Source organism: Sulfurospirillum sp. MES (assembly GCF_000789415.1).
Lineage (GTDB): Bacteria > Campylobacterota > Campylobacteria > Campylobacterales > Sulfurospirillaceae > Sulfurospirillum > Sulfurospirillum cavolei.
In genome coordinates this window covers 484,084-509,251 of sequence record NZ_JSEC01000001.1, presented here as the reverse complement: position 1 = coordinate 509,251, position 25,168 = coordinate 484,084, and the positions used below count along the sequence as shown (strand labels likewise).

General features: G+C 44.0%; 21 protein-coding genes, 2 tRNA genes and 1 other RNA gene. 8 read left to right on the top strand and 16 right to left on the bottom strand.

The window, feature by feature from the left end; all coding sequences use genetic code 11:
• Positions 1-85: 85 nt before the first annotated feature.
• The 3 genes from OA34_RS02595 to OA34_RS02585 all read left to right on the top strand — a co-directional run bounded on the left by OA34_RS02595 (position 86) and on the right by OA34_RS02585 (position 1,427).
• Complete coding sequence (locus OA34_RS02595; protein WP_039672252.1) at positions 86-1,180, top strand: CinA family protein; 1,095 nt, start codon at positions 86-88, stop codon at positions 1,178-1,180.
• Between the two features lie 71 nt (positions 1,181-1,251).
• A tRNA-Lys gene (locus OA34_RS02590) sits at positions 1,252-1,327 on the top strand.
• A gap of 25 nt (positions 1,328-1,352) precedes the next feature.
• Positions 1,353-1,427, top strand: a tRNA-Glu gene (locus OA34_RS02585).
• Between the two features lie 14 nt (positions 1,428-1,441).
• Here the strand turns inward: OA34_RS02585 and OA34_RS02580 are convergent.
• From OA34_RS02580 to OA34_RS02520, 13 genes are all read right to left on the bottom strand, one after another.
• A complete protein-coding gene (locus OA34_RS02580; protein ID WP_039672251.1) occupies positions 1,442-1,885 on the bottom strand; it encodes a hypothetical protein in 444 nt (147 codons plus the stop codon).
• A gap of 64 nt (positions 1,886-1,949) precedes the next feature.
• The gene (locus tag OA34_RS02575; RefSeq protein ID WP_039672250.1) at positions 1,950-5,102 is read right to left on the bottom strand and encodes a cytochrome c biogenesis protein CcsA; all 3,153 of its coding nucleotides are present in this window, start codon (positions 5,100-5,102) and stop codon (positions 1,950-1,952) included.
• 119 nt (positions 5,103-5,221) lie between these two features.
• Positions 5,222-5,917: an ABC transporter ATP-binding protein gene (locus tag OA34_RS02570; protein WP_039672249.1), complete on the bottom strand. Its 696-nt coding sequence runs from the start codon at positions 5,915-5,917 to the stop codon at positions 5,222-5,224.
• Positions 5,910-6,677 (bottom strand): ABC transporter ATP-binding protein, encoded by a 768-nt coding sequence (locus OA34_RS02565; RefSeq protein WP_039672248.1) that lies wholly within the window; start codon positions 6,675-6,677, stop codon positions 5,910-5,912. Before OA34_RS02565 ends, OA34_RS02570 begins: the two co-directional genes overlap by 8 nt.
• Positions 6,674-7,705, bottom strand: a complete 1,032-nt coding sequence (locus tag OA34_RS02560; RefSeq protein ID WP_039672247.1) for a branched-chain amino acid ABC transporter permease — start codon at positions 7,703-7,705, stop codon at positions 6,674-6,676. Before OA34_RS02560 ends, OA34_RS02565 begins: the two co-directional genes overlap by 4 nt.
• Position 7,706: 1 nt before the next feature.
• Positions 7,707-8,603, bottom strand: a complete 897-nt coding sequence (locus OA34_RS02555; protein ID WP_286682811.1) for a branched-chain amino acid ABC transporter permease — start codon at positions 8,601-8,603, stop codon at positions 7,707-7,709.
• Positions 8,604-8,707: 104 nt separating this feature from the next.
• The gene (locus tag OA34_RS02550) at positions 8,708-9,826 is read right to left on the bottom strand and encodes an ABC transporter substrate-binding protein (RefSeq protein WP_039672246.1); all 1,119 of its coding nucleotides are present in this window, start codon (positions 9,824-9,826) and stop codon (positions 8,708-8,710) included.
• A 155-nt stretch (positions 9,827-9,981) separates the two neighbouring features.
• Positions 9,982-11,205 carry an OprD family outer membrane porin gene (locus tag OA34_RS02545; protein ID WP_039672245.1) on the bottom strand — a complete coding sequence of 408 codons (1,224 nt, stop codon included), beginning with the start codon at positions 11,203-11,205 and terminating at the stop codon, positions 9,982-9,984.
• A gap of 175 nt (positions 11,206-11,380) precedes the next feature.
• The gene (locus OA34_RS02540; protein ID WP_039672244.1) at positions 11,381-12,661 is read right to left on the bottom strand and encodes an OprD family outer membrane porin; all 1,281 of its coding nucleotides are present in this window, start codon (positions 12,659-12,661) and stop codon (positions 11,381-11,383) included.
• A gap of 202 nt (positions 12,662-12,863) precedes the next feature.
• A complete protein-coding gene (locus OA34_RS02535) occupies positions 12,864-14,147 on the bottom strand; it encodes a TRAP transporter large permease (protein ID WP_039672243.1) in 1,284 nt (427 codons plus the stop codon).
• Positions 14,134-14,700 (bottom strand): TRAP transporter small permease, encoded by a 567-nt coding sequence (locus OA34_RS02530; protein ID WP_039672242.1) that lies wholly within the window; start codon positions 14,698-14,700, stop codon positions 14,134-14,136. Before OA34_RS02530 ends, OA34_RS02535 begins: the two co-directional genes overlap by 14 nt.
• Positions 14,701-14,711: 11 nt before the next feature.
• On the bottom strand, positions 14,712-15,698 hold the full coding sequence (locus tag OA34_RS02525) for a TRAP transporter substrate-binding protein (RefSeq protein ID WP_039672241.1): 987 nt from the start codon (positions 15,696-15,698) through the stop codon (positions 14,712-14,714).
• 162 nt (positions 15,699-15,860) lie between these two features.
• Positions 15,861-16,535 carry a response regulator transcription factor gene (locus tag OA34_RS02520; RefSeq protein ID WP_254376659.1) on the bottom strand — a complete coding sequence of 225 codons (675 nt, stop codon included), beginning with the start codon at positions 16,533-16,535 and terminating at the stop codon, positions 15,861-15,863.
• Between the two features lie 95 nt (positions 16,536-16,630).
• Here OA34_RS02520 and OA34_RS02515 point away from each other — a divergent pair, with 95 nt between their 5' ends.
• On the top strand, positions 16,631-18,229 hold the full coding sequence (locus OA34_RS02515; protein ID WP_039672240.1) for a cache domain-containing protein: 1,599 nt from the start codon (positions 16,631-16,633) through the stop codon (positions 18,227-18,229).
• Positions 18,230-18,321: 92 nt separating this feature from the next.
• On the opposite strand, the gene OA34_RS02510 is transcribed toward OA34_RS02515, so the two are convergent.
• Complete coding sequence (locus OA34_RS02510; protein ID WP_039672239.1) at positions 18,322-18,861, bottom strand: hypothetical protein; 540 nt, start codon at positions 18,859-18,861, stop codon at positions 18,322-18,324.
• A gap of 68 nt (positions 18,862-18,929) precedes the next feature.
• On the opposite strand from OA34_RS02510, the gene ssrA reads away from it, so the two are divergent.
• The 3 genes from ssrA to OA34_RS02500 all read left to right on the top strand — a co-directional run bounded on the left by ssrA (position 18,930) and on the right by OA34_RS02500 (position 20,733).
• Positions 18,930-19,307: a transfer-messenger RNA gene (ssrA, locus tag OA34_RS13460) on the top strand.
• A gap of 54 nt (positions 19,308-19,361) precedes the next feature.
• Positions 19,362-19,805 carry an NfeD family protein gene (locus tag OA34_RS02505; RefSeq protein ID WP_039672238.1) on the top strand — a complete coding sequence of 148 codons (444 nt, stop codon included), beginning with the start codon at positions 19,362-19,364 and terminating at the stop codon, positions 19,803-19,805.
• 10 nt (positions 19,806-19,815) lie between these two features.
• A complete protein-coding gene (locus OA34_RS02500) occupies positions 19,816-20,733 on the top strand; it encodes an SPFH domain-containing protein (RefSeq protein WP_039672237.1) in 918 nt (305 codons plus the stop codon).
• A gap of 47 nt (positions 20,734-20,780) precedes the next feature.
• On the opposite strand, the gene OA34_RS02495 is transcribed toward OA34_RS02500, so the two are convergent.
• On the bottom strand, positions 20,781-22,067 hold the full coding sequence (locus tag OA34_RS02495; RefSeq protein ID WP_039672236.1) for a hypothetical protein: 1,287 nt from the start codon (positions 22,065-22,067) through the stop codon (positions 20,781-20,783).
• 166 nt (positions 22,068-22,233) lie between these two features.
• Here OA34_RS02495 and OA34_RS02490 point away from each other — a divergent pair, with 166 nt between their 5' ends.
• Positions 22,234-23,856, top strand: coding sequence for a YcaO-like family protein (locus OA34_RS02490; RefSeq protein ID WP_039672235.1), 1,623 nt, complete (start codon positions 22,234-22,236; stop codon positions 23,854-23,856).
• 20 nt (positions 23,857-23,876) lie between these two features.
• On the opposite strand, the gene OA34_RS02485 is transcribed toward OA34_RS02490, so the two are convergent.
• Positions 23,877-25,103, bottom strand: coding sequence for a DEAD/DEAH box helicase (locus OA34_RS02485; RefSeq protein ID WP_039672234.1), 1,227 nt, complete (start codon positions 25,101-25,103; stop codon positions 23,877-23,879).
• Positions 25,104-25,168: the final 65 nt, after the last annotated feature.

Here is a 25,168-nt window from a genome sequence, read left to right as displayed (position 1 = left end):
AAAATGAGGCAAGTTTACCTAAAAACGATTTAAGAAGCACTTACGCATCGCAAGATGCTATAATACAAACTAAAAAAGGTTGTGCATGAAAAGCTCTTTGATCGTCGTAGGAAAAGCCTTGCGATACAATCTGCCGTTTTTAAATTATATCCATTCCACGATCACGAAACATTTGAATCTTCCCGATCAAACCGTCTATATCGATAAAAATGACAAAGACCTCTTTTTTGTGTTAGAAGAATCGATTTCGCATGCCGACGAAATCGTTATCGTCACCTCCAACGACAGTTTTAATCTGGTCAACAAAGTTATCGCGACGCTCGGTGAAGAGACGTTGGAACTCAAAGGCGGTATGTTGATCCCCTCTAAAGCCGTTCGTTATGAAACCGACAGCTACCTTTTAGCGCGCGAGGGCAAATATATCAACGTCATAAAAACGACGGAAAATAAAAAACTTCCGCCTATTTTTATCGATAACACCAACGAATCGTCCCTTTTTTCCATCATCAATATCGATGAAGATTCCTTGAAAATTCTCGTCGAACCCTTAGCGCAAAATTACGAAATCCGCATCACGCCGACGACGATCATCGACGGATGGATAAGCGTCGAAGCCGTTTCAAACAAATACGGCAATTTAGAGAGTTTTTTCAAAGCCGTTAAATCGCTCTTACCTCAAAAAGTCATTCAGCATCCCGATGTTATCGAGCATATTTGTACCTGTTTAGAAACGCACGGTAAGACCTTAAGCGTTGCGGAAAGTTGCACCGGAGGATTGATCGCTTCGATGTTAACCGAACATTCGGGAGTCTCCGCCGTTTTTAAAGGCGGCATCGTTTCCTACGCCAATGAAATCAAAGCATCATGGCTCGGCGTCAATGAAGAGACCCTCGAACGTCACGGTGCGGTGAGCGAATTGTGCGTTAGGGAGATGTTGGAAGGCGTTTTAAACGCCAGCTTGGCCGACTATGCGATTGCCACAAGCGGTATCGCGGGACCGACCGGCGGAAGCATCGAAAAACCCGTCGGGACGGTTTTTGTGGGTGCCCGCGATAAAGAAGGAAACGTCCTGATCGAAAGGCTCCTTTTAGAAGGCGATCGACACTATATCCAACGTCAAAGCGCGTATCACGCCTTTAAACTTCTTTTGCATGTCGGAGAAACACTTTTTTTAAAATAGTGCAAATTTCTCTTGACAAATGAAATTTTTTTCTCTATAATTTCAGCCTCATTACGAGAAGAACGGTGAATGACTCGTTAGCTCAGCCGGTAGAGCATCTCCCTTTTAAGGAGGTGGTCGATGGTTCGAATCCATCACGGGTCACCATTGTCCTAAGCAAAATCACATGTGCGACCCCATCGTCTAGTGGTTAGGACACCGCCCTCTCAAGGCGGGAACGGGGGTTCAAGTCCCCCTGGGGTCGCCATATTCTTTCCTATATTAAATTCTTTTCCCTCGTTGATTGATTCCCTCATTTTCATAAATATCGATTTCTTGCTTGTATTCGGGATTGGCTTTTTTGAGCTCTTCATCCATAAAAGCGATCAACTTCGCGTCCGCATTACGATGACTCGCAACCAACAATACGAAATTGAGATACACTTTGGCAATTTTTGGAGCCATCCCTTTTTGTTTTTCGGGAAACGGGCAGGCTTTGGCAACTTGTAAAATAGCATTGGTCAGATCGTTACGCGTCGAATTGCGTTTAGCCGCAATTTCCACCATCGCTTCGATAGCGATTTTACGAGCTTTTTCTTGTTCGACTTGGCTCGGAGCCACTTCGATCACAACGGTTTTTTGAAGATTCGCGACAACAATAAATAAAGAGATAATGACAATTGCGATAACCGCAACAATGGCAAGAATCAGATAATTCTCTTGCATGCCTATAGCCTTCCTGATTTTTGGGGCTATTATAGCACAACTTGAAAAAGGCCATAGGCCTCTTTCAAGCGGAAGGTTTTGTATCTTGACGTAAGGTTCGTTTGGGATATGCGAGTGCAATCGTCAATGCAACGATCGCGACAGTATAGTAAACAAAGCTCGGTACGGGTATCGGATCGCCTGCCGCATACGAGTGCATACCGGAGAGATAAAAGTTAACTCCGAAATAGGTCATAATAATCGAAGCAAACGAAACGGTAGACGCTACGGCAAATGCAAACGGCGTATTGAGCTTCGGTACGAAGCGAAAATGCACGACGGCCGCGTATACTAAGATGGATACCAAAGCCCACGTCTCTTTTGGATCCCAACCCCAGTACCTCCCCCACGACTCGTTTGCCCATACGCCTCCCAAAAAGTTACCGACCGTTAAAAGGCTGAGCCCTAAAATCATCGCCATTTCATTGATGCGCGTCGCTTCGATAATATTGCGATCCAACTCTTGATTTCGGTTATGTTTGGCTTGACTACTGCTACGTAAGATAAATAAAACGAGCGTAAAAAAGCCCAAAAGCGCGCACAAACCGAAAAAGCCGTAACTTGCCGTAATAACGGAGACATGGATATTGAGCCAATACGATTTTAAAACCGGAACCAGATTGGTAATTTGCGGATCCATCCAACTTAAATGTGCGACAAAAAGCGTAATACCGGCTAAGATCGACGTCAACGATAAAGAAACAACCGACTGGCGTGCAAAGAAAATACCCGCTAACGCAATAGCCCATGCGATATAGATCATGGATTCGTATCCGTCACTCCACGGTGCATGCTGTGCGATGTACCAGCGAAGACCGAGTCCGGCACTGTGAACTAAAAAGCCGATAACCGTCAGCGTTAACACTGCTTGGGCTATCCATTGGATAGAGAGTTTTGGTTTAACCATTTTGGCGAAAATAAAGCATAAGAGTATCAACCCGCTTAAGAGATAAAGCGGCGTCAAACGATCGAAAATTTTTGCATGGTTAAAAAAGATTTCCGCTTTAATGCGGCTTGATGCGGGAATAATGTCGGCTCCGTATTGTTCTTGGTAAGACTGAAGTTTATCCAGTGCCTTGTCGGCATTGTCCCAGTTGCTTTTTTCCAAGCCTTCTCCGATCGCCTCAAAATAACCGCCTAACAATGCGCGCACTTCATCGCCTTCTTGTTTTGAAAAATTCATTACGGCTTCTTGGGGTGCAAACCATCGCTTCGAGAGGTCGTTTTGTTTCGGGATCATTTTAAAAATTTCTCCGGTATAGACCATATAACAGATATTAACGCGTTCGTCTACTTTTAAGACGTCTTTATCAAACTGATTGCGTAATGCAGGTTTTTTTCGGTTGGCTTCTTCGGAAAACTTGGCCAGTTTAAAGCCGTGATCGCCCTCTTTTTCAAAAAAGTCGTTAAACGACGCGTATTTTTGATTTTCGGGAATTCCGATCATTTTTTTGAGTTCGGGATGAAATACTTTGATAATCGGAAGCGACTGCCACTCCGCAGGGGAACTCATCATGCTCAAAACGACTTGATTGGCATTCATACCTTGATACGTCGAACTACCGTATACTTTGTTAAGCACTTCGAAAGCAACGGTATCGATCGGCTTGATACGCCCGTCCACGCTTTGCACCAACACTTTACCGAAACGGTCGGCATGTTTGGCGTCGTATTGTTTCAAAAAGCTTAAATACTCTTCCGTGGTATACGCATGTAAAGGCTGCATCCATGTTAACAATATCGCACTTACGAGTACGAGCACCGATTTCATCTTAACCGTGTCGCGCTGAATCATAAACGCTAATTTGCGAAAACGGCTTTGGGGATTGAGCAGGTTTAAAAAGAGTCCTAAACTTAACAAAAAGTATCCTAAATAAGTCGGAATTTTTCCCGGATCGTTATTGACCGATAAAATCGTACCCTTTTCGTCTTTATCGTACGATGATTGGAAGAAACGGAATCCTCGGTAATCCAAGACATGATTCATATAGATACGAAACGGCAAACGTACGTTTTGCTCTTTATCGACGACTTCGACTTCGCTGGCATACGACATCGGCGACATGGAACCGGGGTATCGATCTAATTGAAATTCGTTCAACTGAATGGAAAAAGGCAACGTAAACGTCTTCGAACCCCATTCAAACACAAACGGAACGCCTGCGATCGTTATCTTCGTCGGCTCGCCTTTAGCGCCTTTGCCTTGTCCGAACATCGCCACGTCGTGTCGTTCGCCTTTAAATTCGACCGTTACGACCAACGCGGACTCGACGCCTGCTTGAATCATCGGATTTTTATCTTCAACGACTTTTTCTTTTCCTTTTAAGCCGATATAACGCGGTGCAAAATTCATATTACCGACGGTATAAAGTTGTCCCGTCGTAAACGCTTCCTTGCGGTTTGCCTCAAACGTTCCGCGCGTATTTTCCGCCATCTTAAACCACGATACGTTTTCGTCTGAGAGCATGTAAAAGCTTTCGTTTTCCCTGAAAAAGCGTACCGTCGGTTTACTCGGTTTATCAAGCTTAGCATTGAAACTAAAAATATAATCGGGGGTTTCGTAAAATTCGCCTTCTTTAAGAGAAATACTTAAACTCTCCCCATAAGCACTGAGTATCATGGAAATCATCGCAACGCCGTTAGGATCGTCAACAACTTTTTTAGTCGCCCGCGGAAAATACTCTTTAAAACTTACATGTGCTTTTTCGCCGCCGATGTCCAAGCCAAAATTAAAATGATTCCCGCCCATTTGGGAAAGCAACAGAGGATGCGCATAACTATAGCTTTTCCCCTCTTTGAGTGCGGAAGCTTGTACAAACGCTTCCGAAGAGAGTACGCGGTTTTCTTCCATGCCGTTTCGAATGTGCAAAGAGCCTTCAAAACCGAAATAACGCGTCATCCCCGAACCGATAAGAATAAAAAGAAAGCTAAGATGAAACATCAAAGAAGGAAGTTTATCGCGCGTGTAGATTTTATAATGAACCATATTGTAAAGGAGTACGATACCAAGAGCTATTTGCAGAAGTTCAAACCACCATGACGTATAAATCAGCGCCCAACTCGTTTCGGCACCGAAATCATTTTCCACAAAAGTCGCCACGGCACTAAAAAAGCCAAAAAGCAAGAGCAAAACAATCGCAACTTTCATCGATAAAAGTTGCTTCAATACACCGTTCATTCCCAATTTCCTTCGTAACTAAATAGGGGTATGTTACCTTTTTAGAGTAAATAATTTATAAATCATTAAAGAAGCGGTAGCCTCATCGTTTCAGAGGCTACATGTAAGCAGGTTTTATCTTATCCGCCGAGGTATTTTTTGCGGATCGTGTCGTCTCCGATCATCTCGGAAGCTTTACCGTTCATCACGATTTTGCCGTTTTCTAAAACGTAGGCTTTATCGGAAATTTTCAATGCGGCAAAAGCGTTTTGTTCTACGAGGAGGATTGTAATGCCCTCGTCTCTCAGTCGAAGTATCGTCTCAAAAACCTCTCCGACGATTTTAGGTGCAAGACCGAGGCTCGGTTCATCCAACATCAAGAGTTTCGGTTCGCCCATCAAGGCTCGCGAAATCGCCAACATTTGTTGCTCACCCCCGCTCATCGTTCCCGCGAGTTGATAGCGTTTGTCTTTGATCCGAGGGAAAAGCCCGTACATCGCATCGCGCAGATGTTCGTAATTTTCGTCGTTATTAAACGCACCCATACGTAAATTTTCTTCAACCGTCAGGTTGATAAAGATTTTACGACCTTCCGGAACCAACGAAAGTCCGTGTTGAACGAGTGTATGCGTTTTATGGTGTTTGGTATCGAAACCTAAAAAATTAATATCTCCCGTTTTTTTGACGCTGTTGAGCAGTGCTTTCAGGGTCGAACTTTTACCCGCACCGTTGCTACCGATCAACGAGACGATTTCCCCCTCTTTCACGTCAAAATCAATCCCTTTGACCGCTTCGATCAGTCCGTAATAGACATGTAGGTTTTTAACGTTAATCATGATGAAAATCTCCTAAATACGCCGAAATCACTTCAGAATCTTGAATCGCGTCGCTGGGCTTTCCTTCGAAAATGGTTTTACCGTAATCAAGCACCAACACTTTGTCGCACAATTGATTGACGAATTTCATATCGTGTTCGATCAAAAGTACCGTTAAGTCGAAATCTTCACGCGCTTTTTTGATGATGTTTCCCAACTCTTCCGTCTCGGAAGGATTCATACCCGCTGCGGGTTCGTCGAGTAATAACAATTCCGGATTGGTCGCCAATGCACGTGCAATCTCAACTTTACGTTGCTGGCCGTAACTCAAATCGACCGCTTTGGCATGGGCAAACGCACTCATTCCAAAATAATCCAAAATCTCGAATGCGCGTTTTTTGATGCGTTTTTCTTCGCCGATAAAACGCGGAAAACGCGAAATAGCTTCAAAGAAACTGTAGCGTGCTTGGAAATCAAATCCGATCAAAACGTTATCCAAAACGCTCATGCTCGAAAAAAGACGAATGTTTTGAAACGTTCGGGCGATACCGCGGCGAACGATTAAATGCGGTTTCAATCCGTGAATCATCTCGTTTCGGAAAATGACTTCTCCTGAACTTGGTTCGTAATTTCCCGTGATGATGTTAAACATCGTCGTTTTACCCGCGCCGTTAGGCCCGATCAGTCCGAAAATCTCTTTTCGATCGACGCTAAAACTCGTCTCTTTAATCGCCGTTACGCCGCCGAAATTTTTAGTGACGTTATTGACATGTAAGATCATTTCGCACCCCTTTTACGGCCTTTGAAAAGATCTTTGAGCTCTTTCTTACCCATAATGCCTTCTCGGGCAAAGAGCATAATAAAAATTAAAATTAACGAAAAGACGACCATACGCAATCCGGGCATTGCCGGCGTCGTATAACCGAAAAATTTCATCGGTTCGTCCAAAAAGCGCATCCATTCGCTTCCGCCCATCACTAAAATCGTTCCGACAATCGCACCCGTCGTACTGCCGAGTCCTCCGAGCACGATAATAATCAACAATTGAAACGTAAAGAAAAAGTCAAAAAGATCAGGTGAAATGCTTGTCAGCAATGCCGCCAAAAGCCCGCCGCCGACGCCTTCGAAAAAGGCACTCGTGCAAAAGGCAAACGTTTTTGCTTTAAAAGTATTGACACCCATCGCAATCGCCGCATCTTCATCGTCGCGTACCGCTTTCATAGCACGTCCGAATTTAGAATTGACGATGTTCAAAACCGTTATAACCGCGATAATCGCAATACCGCCCGTCCAATACAAATTGGAAAATTCGGGAATATCGTTTAACCCCAAAGAGCCGTTGGTTACTTCGGGATAATTGATCGCAAATATTTTGATGATAAATCCAAAACCAAGCGTTACGATCGCCAAATAGTCTCCTCTAACCCTAAAAACAGGAAAAGAGAGTACCAACGCCAAACATGTCGCAAAAAATCCCGACAACACTAACGCAACCACGAAATTGGCATGCAAGCTTAACACGAAAGGATACGGATCGACGATCGCGTATTGGTACTGTTTGGCTTCGGGAGAAACCAATAAAAGCGCGGTGACGTAAGCACCGATAGCGACAAAACCGTTCGGCTCGAGCGAAAACTGCCCCGTGACGCCGTTAATCAGATTGTAACTGACCGCCAAAATCGTAAAAATAGCAATATTGTTTAAAATACGAATCGTATATTCGTCAAAAAAGCTATTGGCGATACCGATAAATCCGATAACGCCGAACACGAATGCAAGGTTAATCCATTGATCTTTTTTTACCGTCATCTTAAAACCTACTCTTTTCAAAATCAATTCCTAAAATACCGGTCGGTTTGAACAATAAAATTAAGATGAGAAAGATAAACGCAAATGCGTCTTTGTATCCGCCCAGCTCCGGTAAAAAAGCAATTACAACCACTTCGGTAAATCCGATAATCAACCCTCCTAAAACGGCACCGCCGACGCTTCCGATGCCACCGACAACCGCTGCCGCAAACGCTTTAAGCCCGACTAAAACACCCATCATCGGATCGACGGAAGGATAATTCACGACCCAAAAGATACCGCCGACCGCCGCGAGTGCCGAGCCCATCCCAAAAACAATGGTAATGATACGATTGGCGTCAATCCCCATAAGATTGACCGTATCGACGTCGAACGCAAGGGCGCGAATCGCCATGCCGTACTTGGTTTTAAACAAAACCCACAAGATAATCGCTAATAACATAACCGTCAAAATCGGTACGATCAAGGCCGATACGGGAATCGTAAGTCCGCCGAATTCTAAAATATCTTCCAAAACGCTCGGAACGGGGAAAGCTCTCGGTACGCCGCCGAAAAAAACGTTAAATGCGTTTTCTAAAAAAAAGCTGACGCCGATCGCCGTAATCAACAAAGAAATTTTGGGGGCGCTTCGAAGCGGTCGATAGGCGATTCTATCGCTTGCCATACCTAAGAGTGCTGAACCGACGATCGCCAATAAAACGGCGGCAAGGAACGGGAGTTCCAAAACGGCTACACCGAAAAATCCTAAAAATCCGCCGACCATCATAATATCGCCGTGCGCGAAATTGATCAAGCGAAGTACGCCGTACACCATCGTATACCCGATCGCGATCAGCGCATACATACTACCAAGGCTAAAGCCGTTGATCATCTGTTGCATAAACATTGTAAAATCCAAATAGATGCTCCTAAAAAATTTTAAAAAACTTACCACACTCTGACATGTATGGCAACTTGTCTAAAATTCTCTCCCCGAAATGAGGAGAGAAAAACGTCGTTCTTTTAAGGATTGACGGTTGCTTTGTAAACGGCTTTTGCGTTTTGAACGACTTTGATAACCGCTGAACGCGTAGAGTTACCGAGTTCGTCCATAGAGATCACGCCCGAAACGCCCTCAAAACCTTTGGTTTTTTTGATTTCGTTATTGACGCAAATATTGTCTTCGGGATTAGCACAACGGTTCATTGCGTCTACCATTAAGTTGTAGGCATCTGCACCAAGGGCTACAAACGAGTTGACTTCTTGTTTACCGGTTTTGGCAGCATACGCTTTGATGAATTCTTTTGAACGTTCTGTCGGAGGAGCACCGTAATCAAAGAAATCCGTAAACATGTAGCCTTCAACCGCATCGCCGCCTAAGTCGATAAAGGTTTGATTGGCAACGCCGTCTCCCGAGAACATCGGTTTATTAAGCCCGATTTGTTTTGCTTGACGTGCAATCATAGAAACTTCGGGGTGATACATCGGCAAGAACATAAAATCAGGATTTGCCGCTTTGATTTGAGAAACGACGGCTTTAAAGTCTTTATCGCCGGAACTCACTTTGATCTCTTTAACGATTTTACCGCCGGCGGCGCTAAATGCGTCTTTAAACGCTTTGGCAAGGCCCAAAGAGTACACTTGCGCTTGATCGACTACGACGACCGCCGTTTTAAGTTTCAAGTCTTTTGCCGCATAGTTGGCAACAACTGCACCTTGGAACGAATCGGTAAAACAAACGCGGTTAGCAAATTTTTTACCTTCGGTCAACTTGTCGTTCGTTGCAACGGGAGCAATGACGGGAATCTCTTTTTTATCGGCAATAGCCATGACTTGCGCGGTATTCGTGCTCGTCAATTCGCCGATGATACCGACGACTTTATCGGAACTAATCAAACGCGTCGTTGCGTTGGCAGACTCGACTTTATCGCCTTTCGTGTCGATCAATACCAATTTAACGGTATCTCCGTTTTTAAGTTTCGGCTGTAACGAATGTGCAAATTCGATACCCTCGTTGCACGTTTGTCCGTATGCGGCAAGCGGGCCGCTCATCGACATAACGACACCGACGTTAATCTCTTTCGCAAAAGAAGAGCTTGCTAAAAGAAGAGCGGAAGCGGCTAGAACAGATAGTTTTCTCATGTATACTCCTTGTAGTAGTAATCAAACAATATTACAGAAAAGTTACTTAAGCAAGAATCTAAAAGAAGTGAAGTTGTGTATAAAAAATAGACAGTTAAGAAAAGGAGAAAAAAATCAACTCCGCCTCATAACGAGGCGAAGTTATCAAGGCATGATTAGAATTTGTAACCCGCTTTAAACCATAATGCGTTAGCATCACTAGCGTCTTTACTTCCATCTTCATAAATAATAGAGGTTGTAAAGCCTTTAAGGGCACCTTCGAAAGTATAATCACCTTCAAAAGCTAGATAACCGTTCTCTTCTTTTGGATCTGTAATAGTTTTACTAATCTCGGTATGTGTATAGTTAACGCCAAGATTTGCGTTTTTAAGTACAGCATACGTAACACCGATTTTATACGCTTCAGTATCATTTTCATAGCTTGTAGACATAATTGGAGACATTGTATACGCAAGATCTGCACCGTTACCAAGACCTGAAACAACACCTAAACCATTTTGCTCATCTGAAACTTTTGTATATGCTACATATGCACCAAATGCATCATATCCTACACTAGCTTTCACACCCCAAAGGTTATTATCATCGGCATGGACACTGCTATCAAGATTATTGTAATAATATTGAGCGGATAGTCCATATGTAAATTTACCTGCAGCTCCAGCATAAGCAGCTTCAGCATAGGCAACTTGGATGATATCAACTACATTTGCATAAGCTGCCGTTAATGTTAAACCTGTAATTGATTTATTGATTGCGGCTAATGTATAAGCACCATCATCAACCGTTACGCCATAGGCAATGTTTGAACCTACGCCGAAGTTTTTCTTAAATCTACCGATATCGCCTACTTTTCCGTTAATATCATCTGTTCTATCTTGGTATCTTTGAACATAACCCGCGATCAACGTCGTATTTGGAAGATCCGTATTAATTAACGCAGCACCTTCGAAAGAGTCTTTAACCACACGTGAACCGCTTGATGCAACAAGCGGAGTATCTAAGAACATACGACCGACCATTGCCGTTGTTTTACCGACGCTGTATGCTAAATATGCTTCAGAAATTTGAGCACCTGAACCATACATATCTCTAGCATAAGCTGCTTTATCATCGCTACTAGCAAAAGGTGAAGCACTACCTTGTGCCGTTAAACCTAAACTTAAACCGTAGAATGAAGCTGTTTTATAACCTAAAAGAACACCGGTTGTTAAGATATCATAATCGTTTGTTCCATTATCTTTTGTAAAATAGTAAGCTTTTAACTCACCGTTTACAGAACCTTGTTTAAATGCGTCAGCCAATGTATCTGCCGCGAAAGAGCTGGATGCAAGACCAGCAACTACCATAGCCGCCAAGCTAAGTTTAGCTAATTTCATATTTTCTCCTTGAAAATTTAGATTACTAAATGATTACAAAGCGAAGTATACAAAAAAAAAATAGAAAGTCAACTAAAAAAAGTGATGAAAAAGTAAGCTTTTTAAGAAAAATGCAGATTTAAGAAGAGAAACAGCGGTAAAAATACCGCTGTTCGACGATTAGGCAACGTATAAATTAGAATTTATAGTTTGCTTTGAACCAGAAATCGTGTCCGTCAACATCTTTTGACCAGTCTTGGTAAGAAACGTCTGTTGAAAAACCTTTAAGTGCGCCTGAAAATGCATATTGCATATAAACATCGGTATAACCTCTGTCTTTAAGATTTGCTGCAGCTGAATCAACTTTAACGCCCGTATATCTAGCACCTGCTAACAAGCCGATAGCTTTGAAGTTGTAGTTTGCGTCAACAGAGTATGCTTTTGAGTCTCTATCATATGTCCCCGTTTTGCTTGAGTATGCTTTTGCAAACGCCGTTTGTGCGCCGCCGCCGAAACCGGCACCGCCGTCAAAACCACCGATAGCTGCGTCATCGGTAACTTTCGTATAAGCTACGTATGTTTTCAAATCGCCGTAACCGAAGTCAACTTTTGCACCGTACATTGTACCGTCTTCATCAGTTTTAAGAAGAGTAAGATTATCTGGGCTTCTTAACTCATAGTTTGCTGCCAAACCGTAAGAGATTTCGCCTGCTTTACCGGCATATGCCGCTTCTAAGTAGTAGAAATCTGCATAATTATCAAGACCTGCCCATTGTGCCGTTAAGGTTGTACCGGGAATTGATTTATTGATAGCAAGTAATGTGTACGCATACGCATCAACGAGAGACTCGAGGCTTGTAAAGCCAGCAACATCACCGTCGTTAGAAGTTGCTACACCCTGTGCACCTGTTAGAGAAGAGCTTGTTCTTCCTTGGTATTTTGTTACAACACCCGCTGCCAAGGTTGTTTGAGGAAGATCGGTATTAAGTAATACGGCACCTTCAAACGCTTGTTTGATCATACGTGAACCTGAACCGTTAACCAATGGCGTAGAGATAAATTGGCGACCGACTTTTGCCGTCGTGTTGCCGATAGAGTATTGGATATACGCTTCAGAAAGAACGGCACCTGAACCGTATTCGTCTGTGTTAAAATCTGCTTTAGCATCGCTGTCGGCAAACGGCGCATAGTTAGATTGAACCGTTGCACCCAATTTAAAGCCGTAGAAAGAGTCCGTTACGTAACCAAGGATCACGCCTACGTTAAAGATGTCAGCGTTAATGTCTTTGCCACCTTTATTAGCTGCTGTTTTATCAGGATCGGCTGTTGCTGAACCTTCTCTGTCAAAATACCATGCTCTTAATTCGCCTGATACTTTACCGTTTTTAAATGCGTCAGCCAATGTGTCTGCCGCAAAAGAGCTGGATGCAAGACCAGCAACTACCATAGCCGCCAAGCTAAGTTTAGCTAATTTCATATTTTCTCCTTTGAATTTTTTGAAGGCGAGATAAGTCTATCACAAAAACGAGAAAATTACAATAAATTAGGGGGAAAATGTCACGCAAAGTCCGATTTTCGGCTCACGCGATCAAAAGAATCCGAAGAAAGAGGTGTTTAGGCTCTAAAAGAGCGTCGGGAAGGCATTGTAGCATTCCCGAGCAGTCTTACATGTAAAGATTTTACATTCCGTACATTAGTTGCGGTAACCACAACGAAATTGCGGGAATATAGGTAATAAGAAGTAATCCGACGAACAAGACGCCGACCCACGGAAGCGAGGCGACGACAACCTCTTTGAGACTCAGTCCCGTCATACCCGCGGCGACAAAAAGGTTGAGACCCACGGGCGGGGTTATCATACCGATTTCCATATTGACGACTAAGACGACACCGAAATGAATCGGATCGATGCCGAGTGCCACAATGAGCGGTAAAAGCAAAGGAACGGTAATCATAACGATGGAACTCGGCTCCATAAACTGCCCCATCAAGAGTAACAAAACGTTGACGATAACCAAGAACATAATCGGTCCGACGTTCGCATCCATAATCAGCTTCGTGATTTGTTGCGGAATCGTCTCGTCGGTTAGAAAGTGCGCAAAAATCATCGCGTTTGCAATAACGAAAAATATCATCGAACTTGTCAACGCCGACTCTAAGACGATCTTATAGACGTCCTTCATTTTAAGGTCTTTGTAGACAAAAACAGAGACGATGAAGGCGTAAACGGCACTTGCCGCACCCGCTTCGGTCGGCGTAAACAAACCGCCGTAAATACCGCCGATAACGATCACGATGAGCATCAACGCCCAAAACGCCTCTTTAAATTTGACCAGTCGTTCTTTAAAGCTTGCCGGCGTGCCTTTTTTAAAGCCTAAACGCACCGCGCCGACATAGGTCAAGCTCATCAACATAAAGCCGATCAAAAGTCCCGGAACGACGCCCGCCATAAAAAGCTTTCCGATCGAAAGATCCGCCGTAACGCCGTATACGATAAATACGATGGACGGAGGAATCAAAATGCCCAAGCTACCCGAAGTTGCGATCGTTCCGATGGCGTAGCCTTTGGGATAGCCCGCTTCTTGAATTGCTCCAAACATGACCGAACCGATAGCCGCAACGGTTGCCGGAGAGCTTCCGCTAACCGCCGCAAAAATCATCGCCGCAAAAATCGCCGAGATCGGAAGACCTCCGGGCAAATGCCCGACGATAGACTTCGCAAACTCGATGATACGATGTGCCGCGCCGCCTTTGGAGAGAAACGATCCCGCTAAAATAAACATCGGAATCGCCATCAGCGAATATTTATTGAGCCCGTCGAAGACGTGCGACGTGATGCCCATCAAATCCATATCGGTAAAAAAGTACGCCGTTATCAAGGTACTCGATCCTAAGGCTACCGAAACGGGAACGCCCAAAAACATTAAAAGGAAGAGTAAACCGAAAAGACTAAGCATCAACATGTGAGTTTACTCCTCTCATTTCCAAAGAATCGTGAAGCGTTTCAAGTTCGCTGTTGACGATGACTTTATCGGCATCGGTCGCGGCGACTTCAAACACTTTTTCTCCGGCACGAAACGCCGCGCCGATAAAGGCAAACGGTAAAACCAAATGCGGTATCCACATCGGTACGCGCAAATCGATGCTCATTTCACCGAAATCAATCAGCATCAGCACCAATTCATACCCTAAGTACGCCATCAACGCGAGATACAAACAACTAAACAGGTGCGCCGCCATCAAGATGATTTTTGCCAACATCACGGGCAGTTTTTCCAAAAGCATCGTGACGGAGATATGCACCCCTTTTTTAAAACCGTATGCCGCCCCGAAGAGTGCCGACCACATAAAAAGATAGTTGGTCAGCTCTCCCGCCCACGTAATGCTCATATCGAAAAAATAACGTAGCACGACGTTGGCGAAGGCAAGAAGAACACCGAGCGATATGCCGAACACGGCGATATTTTTATTAATCGCCATGACGCCGAGGTCTAAAATCGTAAAATACTTTTTCATTGCCTTGCTTTCTATTTAGCGGCTTGCGCTTTTTTGATCAACTCTTCGCCGATTACACCGTAAAATTTAGGATAAATCGCTTCCATCGCTTTTTGCCATGCCGCTTTTTGCTCCGCGTTTAACGTATGAATTTTGAGATTGCCGGACGTTTTAGCATACTCTTTGAGTTTTGCCAAGATCGCCTCATCGTCTTCGGACGCAAGTTTGCGCTCATATTCCGTTGCCTCTTTCATTGCTTGAAGCACCATCGGTTTAAGATCGTTCGGGAATTTTTTCCAGAAACTCTCGCTCATAATGACCAAATACCCTAAATAACCGTGATCTGAGAGGGTTAAATCGCTTTGAACTTCGTTGAATTTTTTAGTATAAAAATTGGAAAGCGGATTTTCCGCACCGTCGACGACGCCTTGTTGCAATGCGGAATAGACTTCCGAAAACGGTAATACTTGCGGATTGGCATTGACTGCTTTAAACTGTGCTTCGAGTACATGTGAACTCATAATACGAAATTTGAGTCCGGAAGCGTCTTCGGGTTTCAAAAGCGGCTTATTGGCGGAAAGGTGTTTAAATCCGGCATCCCAATAATCCAGTGCGACAAAGCCTTTTGCCGTCACTTTGTCTTTCAAGATTTTGCCCACTTCACCGTCGAGAACTTTGTAAAGATGGTCTTTGTCTCTAAACAAAAACGGTAAGTCGAAAAGCTGCATCTCCGGAACGATACTCGTAAATTTTGAAAAGCTCGGCATCGCAATGTGTGCGTTTCCTAGCTTCAACGCTTTCATCTCTTCGCCGTCTCCGTAAAGTTGTGAGTTAGGGAAAACGACGACTTCAACTTTACCGCCTGTCAATTCGCCGACGCGTTTTGCAAAGAAGTCGGCACCCATACCTTTGGGTGTATTCGGGCTTACGACGTGCGTGAGCTTAATCGTATACTCTGCGGCAATCGCAGATGAAACTAAGAGCGTAGCGGCCGCTACCACTTTGAGTAATTTTGTCATGTCAACTCCTTTATCGATGTATTTCTGTGTCGATTATAGGTGAAAGTTATGTCAAAATTATGTAATAAAAGCGTTAGGATTCGTTCGAAGTCGGATTTTAGGCGTAAAAGTTTCTTTTAGTAACTTTTGCGCCATGTAAAGGCTTTTTATGGTTTTACTAAGTTACAATTTGTAACCTATACCTTGAATATTTTTTAAAGTTCCCTCAGGAAGTTTCTTTCTTAAGTTTTTAATCATCAAACGAAGCGCGTTCAAGCTCATATACTCGTTTTCCCACAAATAGGTCTCAATCTCTTCGTACGTGATGATGGAATCTTTTTCCAATAAAAGTTCGATGAGCTTGGCTTCTTTTTTCGTTAACTCATACGCTTCCGTGCCGTCCGTGATACTCTTTTGCGAAGCGTCGTAATACCAACCCGAGGCGATTTCTTGCAGATGGCTTTTTTCTTTAGACTGTAAAAATTTTTCCAATGCGTCAAACAATTTCGGCTCGGTAATGGGTTTGACGATGTAGCGTAGTAAAGAGAGTTCGATAGCTTCTAACATGTAATCGACTTCGGTATACGCCGTGATAATAATCACATGGGCTTTTTCGTCGTGCTCGCGAATCTTCTTCACCAAGTCGATGCCGCCGAGATGGGGCATTTTAATATCGGTAATCACCAAATCGGGTGCATATTTCACGAAAAGCGCATACGCCTCTTCGCCGTCGCTTGCCAAATAGACTTCTTGAAAAAGCAAGCATAAAAGCTCGTAAACGTTTTTGCGCACGCCCACATCGTCTTCGGCATACAAAACGCGGTAATTTGAAAGCTTTTTCATCATTTTTTCATCCATAACCGAACCTTTACGTTTCTTAAAAGAAGAGATACGCTACTCTCTTTCTAAAATTTCTTACTTTTATATTATAGCAGTTGCAACGGGAGTTTTTTGTGAAAATTATTAAAGAGAGCAATATCTCGAAAATCATTACGTTAAGTACCGTTTTTATCATTACCTCTTTAATGCTTTTTAACGGTTATTTTTTTATTACCAAGCAATACGAACTGCTAGACGCCCAAATCGAAGATACGCGAAAAACGTTTGAGACGAATAAACGCGCTTTACTTCAGCACGAAGTCGATTCGATTATCAGCTTTATCGAATTTAAACTGCATCGCGCCGCTTCCGATACGCCAAACGACCTTGCCGCGCTCAAGCAGGAGGCTTTTGAGTGGATTCGGCATATTCGCTACGGCGGACAAGAACATAATTATATTTTCGTTTACGAGATCAACCATATCGGCGGCGGCGATCGCTTTGCCAAAATGTTAATTAACCCCAACCGTCCCGACTTGGAAGGCGAGTATATCTCCGATGCGTACACCGACGAAAACGGCAAGGCATTTCGCAAAATCTTTTTGCACGACATCTTGGATCACGGTTATTCGTTTGTAGAATACCTCTACAAAAAGCCCGGAACAAAGCTCGCTCGCCCCAAGGTTTCGTACTTTAAATTGTACCAACCGTGGAATATTATCATCGCCGCGGGTGTTTATCTAGACGACATCGACCAAGAGATCGAAGCGGCAAAAACACAATTTCAAGAAAAAGTGAAGATGGAAGCAACCTCCGCGATCATTATCTTTTTGCTCTTCGCCCTCGTCGCCAATGCGTTTGCGCTGATGCTCGGAAAACGCATCGAGCGTTTTTTAAAAAGCTACCACGCGCAAGTGCAACAAAAAGCCCAAGAACTCGAAACGCTCAACCATACGCTCGAAAGCCGCGTGCAAGAAGAGATTCAAAAAAACAGGGAGCAAGAACAACTTCTCATCCAAAAATCCAAATTTATCGCTTTAGGAGAGATGATCAGCAATATCGCGCATCAGTGGCGACAACCGCTCTCCCAACTCTCCGCGCTTTTAATGACCCTCAAACTCAAATACAATCGGGATATGCTCGATAAAAGCTCGATGGAGATTAAATGCGTCGAAGCGGAAAACATCGTCGAGTACATGTCGCATACGATTGACGATTTTCGTAATTTTTTTATGCCCAATAAGGACAAAAAACGTTTTTCGATTCAAAATTCCGTCGACGAGGTGTTGCGCATCATTCAAGAGGCGATTATTCATCACAACATCGTCGTGGACGTACGCATCGAATCCGATGAAAGTATCGTCGGCTACAAAAGCGAATACGAACAAGTCGTTTTAAACCTTCTCTCCAACGCCAAAGACGCCATTCTCGCATCGGGAAGAGCCGAGGGGTATATTCGCATTACGTTGGAAAGCGACGAAAAAAGCATTTACCTAAGGGTAGAAGATAACGGCGGAGGCATTAAAATAGAGCCGATCGAGCGCATTTTCGAGCCTTACGTCAGTACGAAAGAGCAAAACGAAGGAACGGGCATCGGGCTTTACATGTCAAAGTTGATTATCGAAAAAAGTATGCGCGGAAAGCTGAGTGCTCGGAACGAAAAAGAAGGGGCTATTTTTACGATTGAGATAGAAAGAGAGTTCAAAGAGGCGCTTGGCGGAACACCTCTTTGAGAAGATACTTTCGGAAGAAAATATGAAATTCGCTACTGAAAGTATAGAAATTCAAAGTAAACGATCGGTTAACAATAGTAAACCTTTTGATACTAAAAACGAATCGTCTCTTCTTGCGGAACGCTAATGACCTGATGTGCTTTATTGCGTACGCCCGGTTCGTCCGGTTCAGACGTCTTAGCGTTCGTATTTTTCTTTCTGCCGGCACTTGTTATCGGCTTTGACGCAGGAGCCGTTTGCGAAATCTTACCGTTTTTAAAATAACCGGCTTTGATGACGAAAAGCTCTTCCAAACGCATCCCGTTAAACGACGCATAGACCAAATCGCCTTCGTTGGCAAGGACCGTTTTATGGTTAAAGTTCACGTACGGCAATTTACCGTTGGTCGTTTCAATGCCGTCGATTTCGTAGTTCCATAAAAGCGTGTTAGGATCATACGTCAAATGCAATACAACGCCTTTAATATAGTTTTTGCCGACCAAACGCGAAAGTTTAGGATTGGTATCTTGCGCCGATTGTGCGGAGACGTTTTGCGTATTGGCTTGCGGTTTTTGCGGTTGTTGGTTAAATGCACATCCTTGTATCCAAAAGACGAAAAATGCTACGCAAAGATACGAAATAATTCTTTTCAAAATAGTTTCCTTCAATACTTTTTGCGAATTATAGCAAAATATGCTAAACTTACGCTCCTACTATCTATGGGGCTGACATGGCTTCGACAGGAGTAGTTTTAGTTTATGGCTGCATGTCGCGAGTGAGGGTCTTGCGTTAGACAACCCTCAAACAATAACTGCTAACAACAGTAACTATCGTCCTGCTTACGCTCTAGCTGCGTAAGTTTAATAAATAACGGACTGCTCTCCCCTTCGATGCTATCTTAGGAGGTCTCGGAGAGTATCATAGCTTTGATAGCTATACTACATGAACGCCTTTACATGTAGCGAAGTTAAAGGCTCGTTTTGCGTAGTTTTCTGATTGTTGTACGAAGCAAAATTAAACACTATCAACAATATCTAAGCATGTAGACGTCATAGGCGGCTATTTTTGGACTGGGGTTCAATCCCCCACAGCTCCACCATAATTTGTAGGTGTTTTCAGTATAATACCCCATCCTCTTCGCAAAGGAGTTTTGATGGTATGGTATCTTTGGGCGATCTTAGGCGTTTTTGCTATCGTTTTCGAGATCGCGAGTCCCTCGTTTTTTGCTCTTTTTATCGGTCTTGGGTTTTTCGGTTCTTCTTTCTTGGCGTATTTCACGGAAAACTCTCTTATTCTTCAAATCCTCGTAGCCCTTTTAGGTATGTTCGTCGGCGCGGTCGTTTTTAAACGTCAAAGAGTCGCCAATGCACCCGCTTCAAAAATCGGACAATCCGACGAATTTATCGGCACGAAAGGTAAAGTCCTCAACGAAATCCTGCCCGATGCGCAAGGGCGCGTAAAGTTGCAAGCTCCCGTTTTGGGTAGCAGCGAATGGAACGCGCAAAGTGCAACCGACGCAACGATCGCGATCGGCACAAATATTGAAATCGTCTCTATCCACGGTCATTTTTTAATCGTCAAACCTATTTCAAACTAAAGGAGTTTGCGTGCATACCTCTATCGACCTTAGCCTTTCGTTTTTTATTATTTTGCTCTTAGCGGGCGGTTACCTTCTCTACCAAATGGTGCGCATCGTACCGCAAGGCGAAGAGTGGGTCGTCGAGCGACTCGGGAAGTTTCACTCCATCTTAAAACCGGGACTCAATTTTCTCATTCCCGTACTCGATCAAGTTCAAGTGAAACTCAACACCAAAGAGTTGATTCAACAAATGAAAGCCCAAGAAGTCATCACAAAAGACAATGCCGTCGTGATTATCAGTGCAGTGGTCTTTTATAAAATCAGCGATCCGGCAAAAGCGGTTTATTCGATCGACGATTTTGAGCTTGCCGTCGCCAATATGGCGGCAACGACGCTTCGCTCCGTCATCGGTAATATGGAACTCGACGCTTCGCTTTCAGGCCGAGAAGCCATCAAAGCCTCCGTTTCGGAAAAGATCAGCGACCATTTGGAACAATGGGGATTATCGTTGACCGCGGTCGAAGTCCAAGATATTCGCCCAAGCGACAGTTTACAAGAAGCGATGGAAAAACAAGCCGCCGCCGAACGTGAGAAAAAAGCACTCATTATGAAAGCCGAAGGCGAGAAACAAGCTGCCATCGCAAAAGCAGAGGGTTTTAAACAGTCTATGATTTTAGAAGCAGAAGGAAAACTCGAAGCTGCTCGTAGAGAAGCTGAAGCCAAAGTCGCACTTGCAAATGGCGACCAAGCGGCTATGGAAGCGATAGCATCACAAATTAAAAACGGCGATGCGCCGAGTTACCTTTTAGCGCAACGCTACATCGACAGCGTTCAAGCGTTGGCAAACTCCGCCAACAGTAAAGTCGTCTTTGTTCCATCCGATCTCAAACACTCGTTAGAAGGCGTCGCAGGCAATCTTAGCACACTTTTTTCCGCGGTCAAATAAGTGCAATTTCACGCCAAAAAGAGACTTTAAACGGTCTTTTTGGCGTGCTACCTCGATGCCAAAGTTTTTGCCAAAGCCCGTTGAATTCGCTCGTACTGCTTATCCATCGGATGACCTTTCGCCTCAAATGCCGTTAAAACCTCTTGGTTTTCGGCATATTTTTTTTCCCAAATATCGATATCTTTTTGTTTATTGGCGATTCTTAGTTCAATCTCGTCAATGGCTTTTTGGCACTTCGTCCTCTCGCTTAGCAACTTGTCTTCTTTCTTAAATAAGCGCGTAATCAAGACTTTTCGAGGAAAAACTTTCTCTTCGCCGTCTTCGTTAAAACGTACCTCTTCGTCTTCGGACTCTTGGACTTTTCGCAATGTTTTATGAATTCCGTTTATCACGGCTTCCGTATGAGACCATTGCTCGTTAATCTTGGCCTTTTGCAAGGCATACTCTTGTTGGTCTAGTTTAAAGCCTTCTAATTTCGTTTTGATGCTAATGAGCGCATTTCTTTTATCGTAAACGGCTTGTTTGGCTTTTTTGTGCTGAAGCAAGGTCGAGCGAATCGTCGTAATATTCCACGCATGATTGCTTTCATCCAAAATCGGATTGGCCTTGTAGCGATTGCCGCGCGCGTCGATACTCTCGTTAACGCTAAAAAAGCTTAAAAATTCGATGGCCTTGCGATCGGCGTTGGAAAAGTGAAATAAAATATCCGATGCGATGAAAAGCATCAAACGATCGAACACTTCACGCAACAGATACAAGCTCAAGCCGCGCACGACTTTAGGATCGCTGATGTCCGTGTACGCCAAAACGATAATATCCATCAGGTTGATAAACGACGTGATAAACAGTTTTTTAAATTTGATCGGCGTGATTTTGCGAAAATTTAAAACCTCTTCAACCAGATAGGGCAAAAGCTCTAACGTTTTTTCGACATGTAACTCGTTGGGAAAAAATTTTTGCTTATAGGCTTCCAGTCCGGCAGGATCGAGTCCGCATGCGCGTCTTTCGGCACCTTCGCCCAAAGCTTCGACGGCAAAAAAGCGTTTGGCGTAAACGATGCCGTCGGTACACAAAATCAAGTCTTGCGTGCTAAAACCGAGCTTTTCGATCAGCTTTTCCCGCAAAACGTCTTTGTAGGAGAGAAAATGTTTGGGCAACTTGCAATTACGCAAGGACGCGACGATTTCACCGAAAACGTTCTCTTCGAAATAATATAAACTAGAATGCACTTTGTAAGGTTCGGGATCAAACGTCTTTAAAAATTCGGCTAATCGCACTTCTACATCGCTAAATCTAAGGCTACCGTCATTGGGGTTCTCGAGAAAATTATTCATTTTATCCGTCAATAAAAAAGGTTCGTTGTGCCTATTTTACCAAAATATTCTACGATCGCACTTAGGGCTGACGATAAAAAGTTACCAAATGTTTTCAAAGCCCGCTTTTGCGCTTCACTCTTTTATTATGTTACAATGCCCAATTCTCCAAAGGACATCCTCATTCATGAATCCCCTCTCTAAAAATGCACCCTTAAGCACTTCCATCGCAAAAATGCAGACGATTTTAGACGATCTGGGGTGTGCCGTTACGTTTGCGACCGAAAAACATCCGCTCAGCCATTGTTACTCGATCAATCTCGCCTCGACCGAAGCACCCGAACATATCTACTCCAACGGCAAAGGCTCGCTCTCGCTCTCATCCAAAGCAAGCGCACTGGGCGAGTACATCGAACGGCTTCAGACCAACAATTGTTTTATCGATTTTTACCTTCCCGATCGCGACTATTTTCCCGATCAAAAACTCTTTGATTTCACGGAAGAGTACCTAAACCCCTCTTTACATGTCATTTACAATCCTTCCGATGAACTGAGCCACGAAGACTTTGTGGATTTTAACAGCGACTACGAGGATAAAATCGTAGCGCTTCCGTTTCAAAGCTTTTTCGGCGGCGAGCAAGCGTATATTCCTCTCAATATCCTCAGCAATCTTTACGTCAGCAACGGACTTGCCAGCGGTAATACGCCCGATGAAGCAAAAGTGCAAGCACTCAGCGAGATTTTTGAACGTCATGCCAAAATGGAAATCATCAAAAATGCGTATGCGCTTCCCACGTACCCCGAAGAGATTATTGCCTCGTTTCCAAAACTTCATGCGGACGTACTTGAACTTAGAAAAGAAGGGTTTATCATCGAAATTTTAGACGCCTCCTTGGGCGGAAAGTTTCCCGTCACCGCCATTTCTCTTATTAACCCGCGTAACGGCACGCTGTTTGTCTCATTCGGGGCTCATCCGATTTTAGAGGTTTCTTTGGAGCGCACCATGAGCGAGCTGATGCAAGGAAGAGGACTTGAAAACCTTGACGCGTTTGAGACACCCACGTTTGATATGAGCATCGTTGGCGATAGCTTCAACCTAGAAGCACACTTTATCGACTCCAACGGCAAAATAGGCTTTGGTTTTTTAAGTGCCTCTAAAAGTTTTGAGTATGCGCCATGGACGTACCAAGGTGAAGGAAGCGCCGAAGAATACGCCTTTTTATGCGACATCGTCAAGGCGATGGGCAAAGAGATTTACCTACGTGAATATACCTATTTAAATTTTTATTCGTGTCAGATGATCGTACCTAGCGTCTCCGAGGTTTACCCCATCGATGACATGGTCTACCAAAACCGAAACAGCGGTAAATTCATACGCCATAGCGTACTCAACTTCAAAGAAGAAGACCATAAAACTTTGCTTAATCTCATCGAACCGTTGGAAGACTCGCTCAATATGGAAAAATACATCGGCGTGATTTTCGAACAAAACTTTCAAATGCATGAACTTAAAGCACAAGTGCATTTGCTCTTGAAAAATTACGAAGAGGCGCAGATGTTGCTCTCCTTGAGTGAAAAACCTATCAGTAAACTTTTATGCGAAATCCTCTCTTTGAGAGAGCAAAAACTTGTGTGGAGTGAGTATGAGAGTGCTCTTTGGGACATTTTTGGAAAAGAAAACGTCGAACATGCCCTGAACATCTTAGATGGTAAAGCCTACCTCATCGACGTAAGCTTACACCGACACTATGTCAACATTCTCGATATGTACGATAGACTTGAGCTCAAAAAAGCGGCGATGGTTGCTTAAAAACCTTTACATGTAAACACTTAGGCTTGAGATGCCTGCTCTCGTAACTTGTCTTTTTTGCTCTTGCGTTTTCCTTTGATAGGAGCACTCCCCTTCTCTTTTTGGGGAGCAGTACCTTCAAGTTCAAACCCTTGGATCTGCTCTTTGTGAAGTCTGATGCGACACCGTTTTTCGATCAATGCAAAATGCGCTTTGTCTTCATGGTCGATAAACGAGATCGCCAAGCCCTCTTTGCCCGCGCGCCCCGTTCGCCCGATGCGGTGAATGTAATCTTCGGTGGAGCGAGGAAGGTCAAAGTTGATTACACAACTTACATCTTCGATGTCCAGTCCCCGCGCGGCAATGTCCGTGGCAAATAACACGCGAATTTTGCGCTCTTTAAACGACTTCAATGTCCATGCTCTGTCTTCTTGAATGAGATCGCCATGAAACGATTCGGCTAAAAAACCGTGCTTGCGAAATTTGACGGCGATGTTATCACTTGCGCGTTTGTTTGCCATAAAGACCAACACCAATTCCCAGTTGTTCTCGCGCAATAACTGGCGTAAAAGCGGTGCACGGTTCTCTTTGTTGACTTCGATGGCACGTTGTGTGATGCGCTCCACCGTCGGCGCTTCCGCTTCGATGCTGACCTCTAGCGCATTTTGGGTGATTTTTGAAGCAACCCTTTGTACTTTTTCGGGATAGGTCGCTGAGAAAAGAAGATTTTGACGTTTTTGGGGCAGTGCTTCTAAAATAGAATTTAACTCTTGCTCAAACCCAAGGTCGAGCATCTTGTCTGCCTCATCGAGTACAAAGAACTCCACGCGAGAAAGATCGATCTGTTTTTTACGCATGATGTCTAGCAATCGCCCTGACGTTGCCACCACGATGTCGCACCCTTGTTGAATGTCATAGAGTTGTTCGCCGATCTTCTCACCACCGATGATGCTCACCACTTTTGGCTTTACATGTAAACATTTTCCAAAGCTCGTAAACGCCTCAGCAACCTGCACGGTAAGCTCTCTCGTAGGTGTTAAAACCAATGCCTTGATCTTCGCTTTTCCCTCACCTTTATTTGCACTCCAAAGCTCCAACATAGGCAGAACAAACGAAGCACTCTTACCACTTCCCGTTTGCGCTCGTGCCATGATGTCTTTACGCTCCAACACAAGGGGAATCACCTTTTCTTGAATCGGCGTCGCTGTGCTAAAGCGTGCTTCCACAAGCGCTTGTTGAAGAGGCAACGAGAGTTTTGAAAATGGCATGCATGCGTCCTTTAAGTCTTTGCGCCATTGTAGAATAGTTTCACTTTAGAGGAGGTTTGAATGCT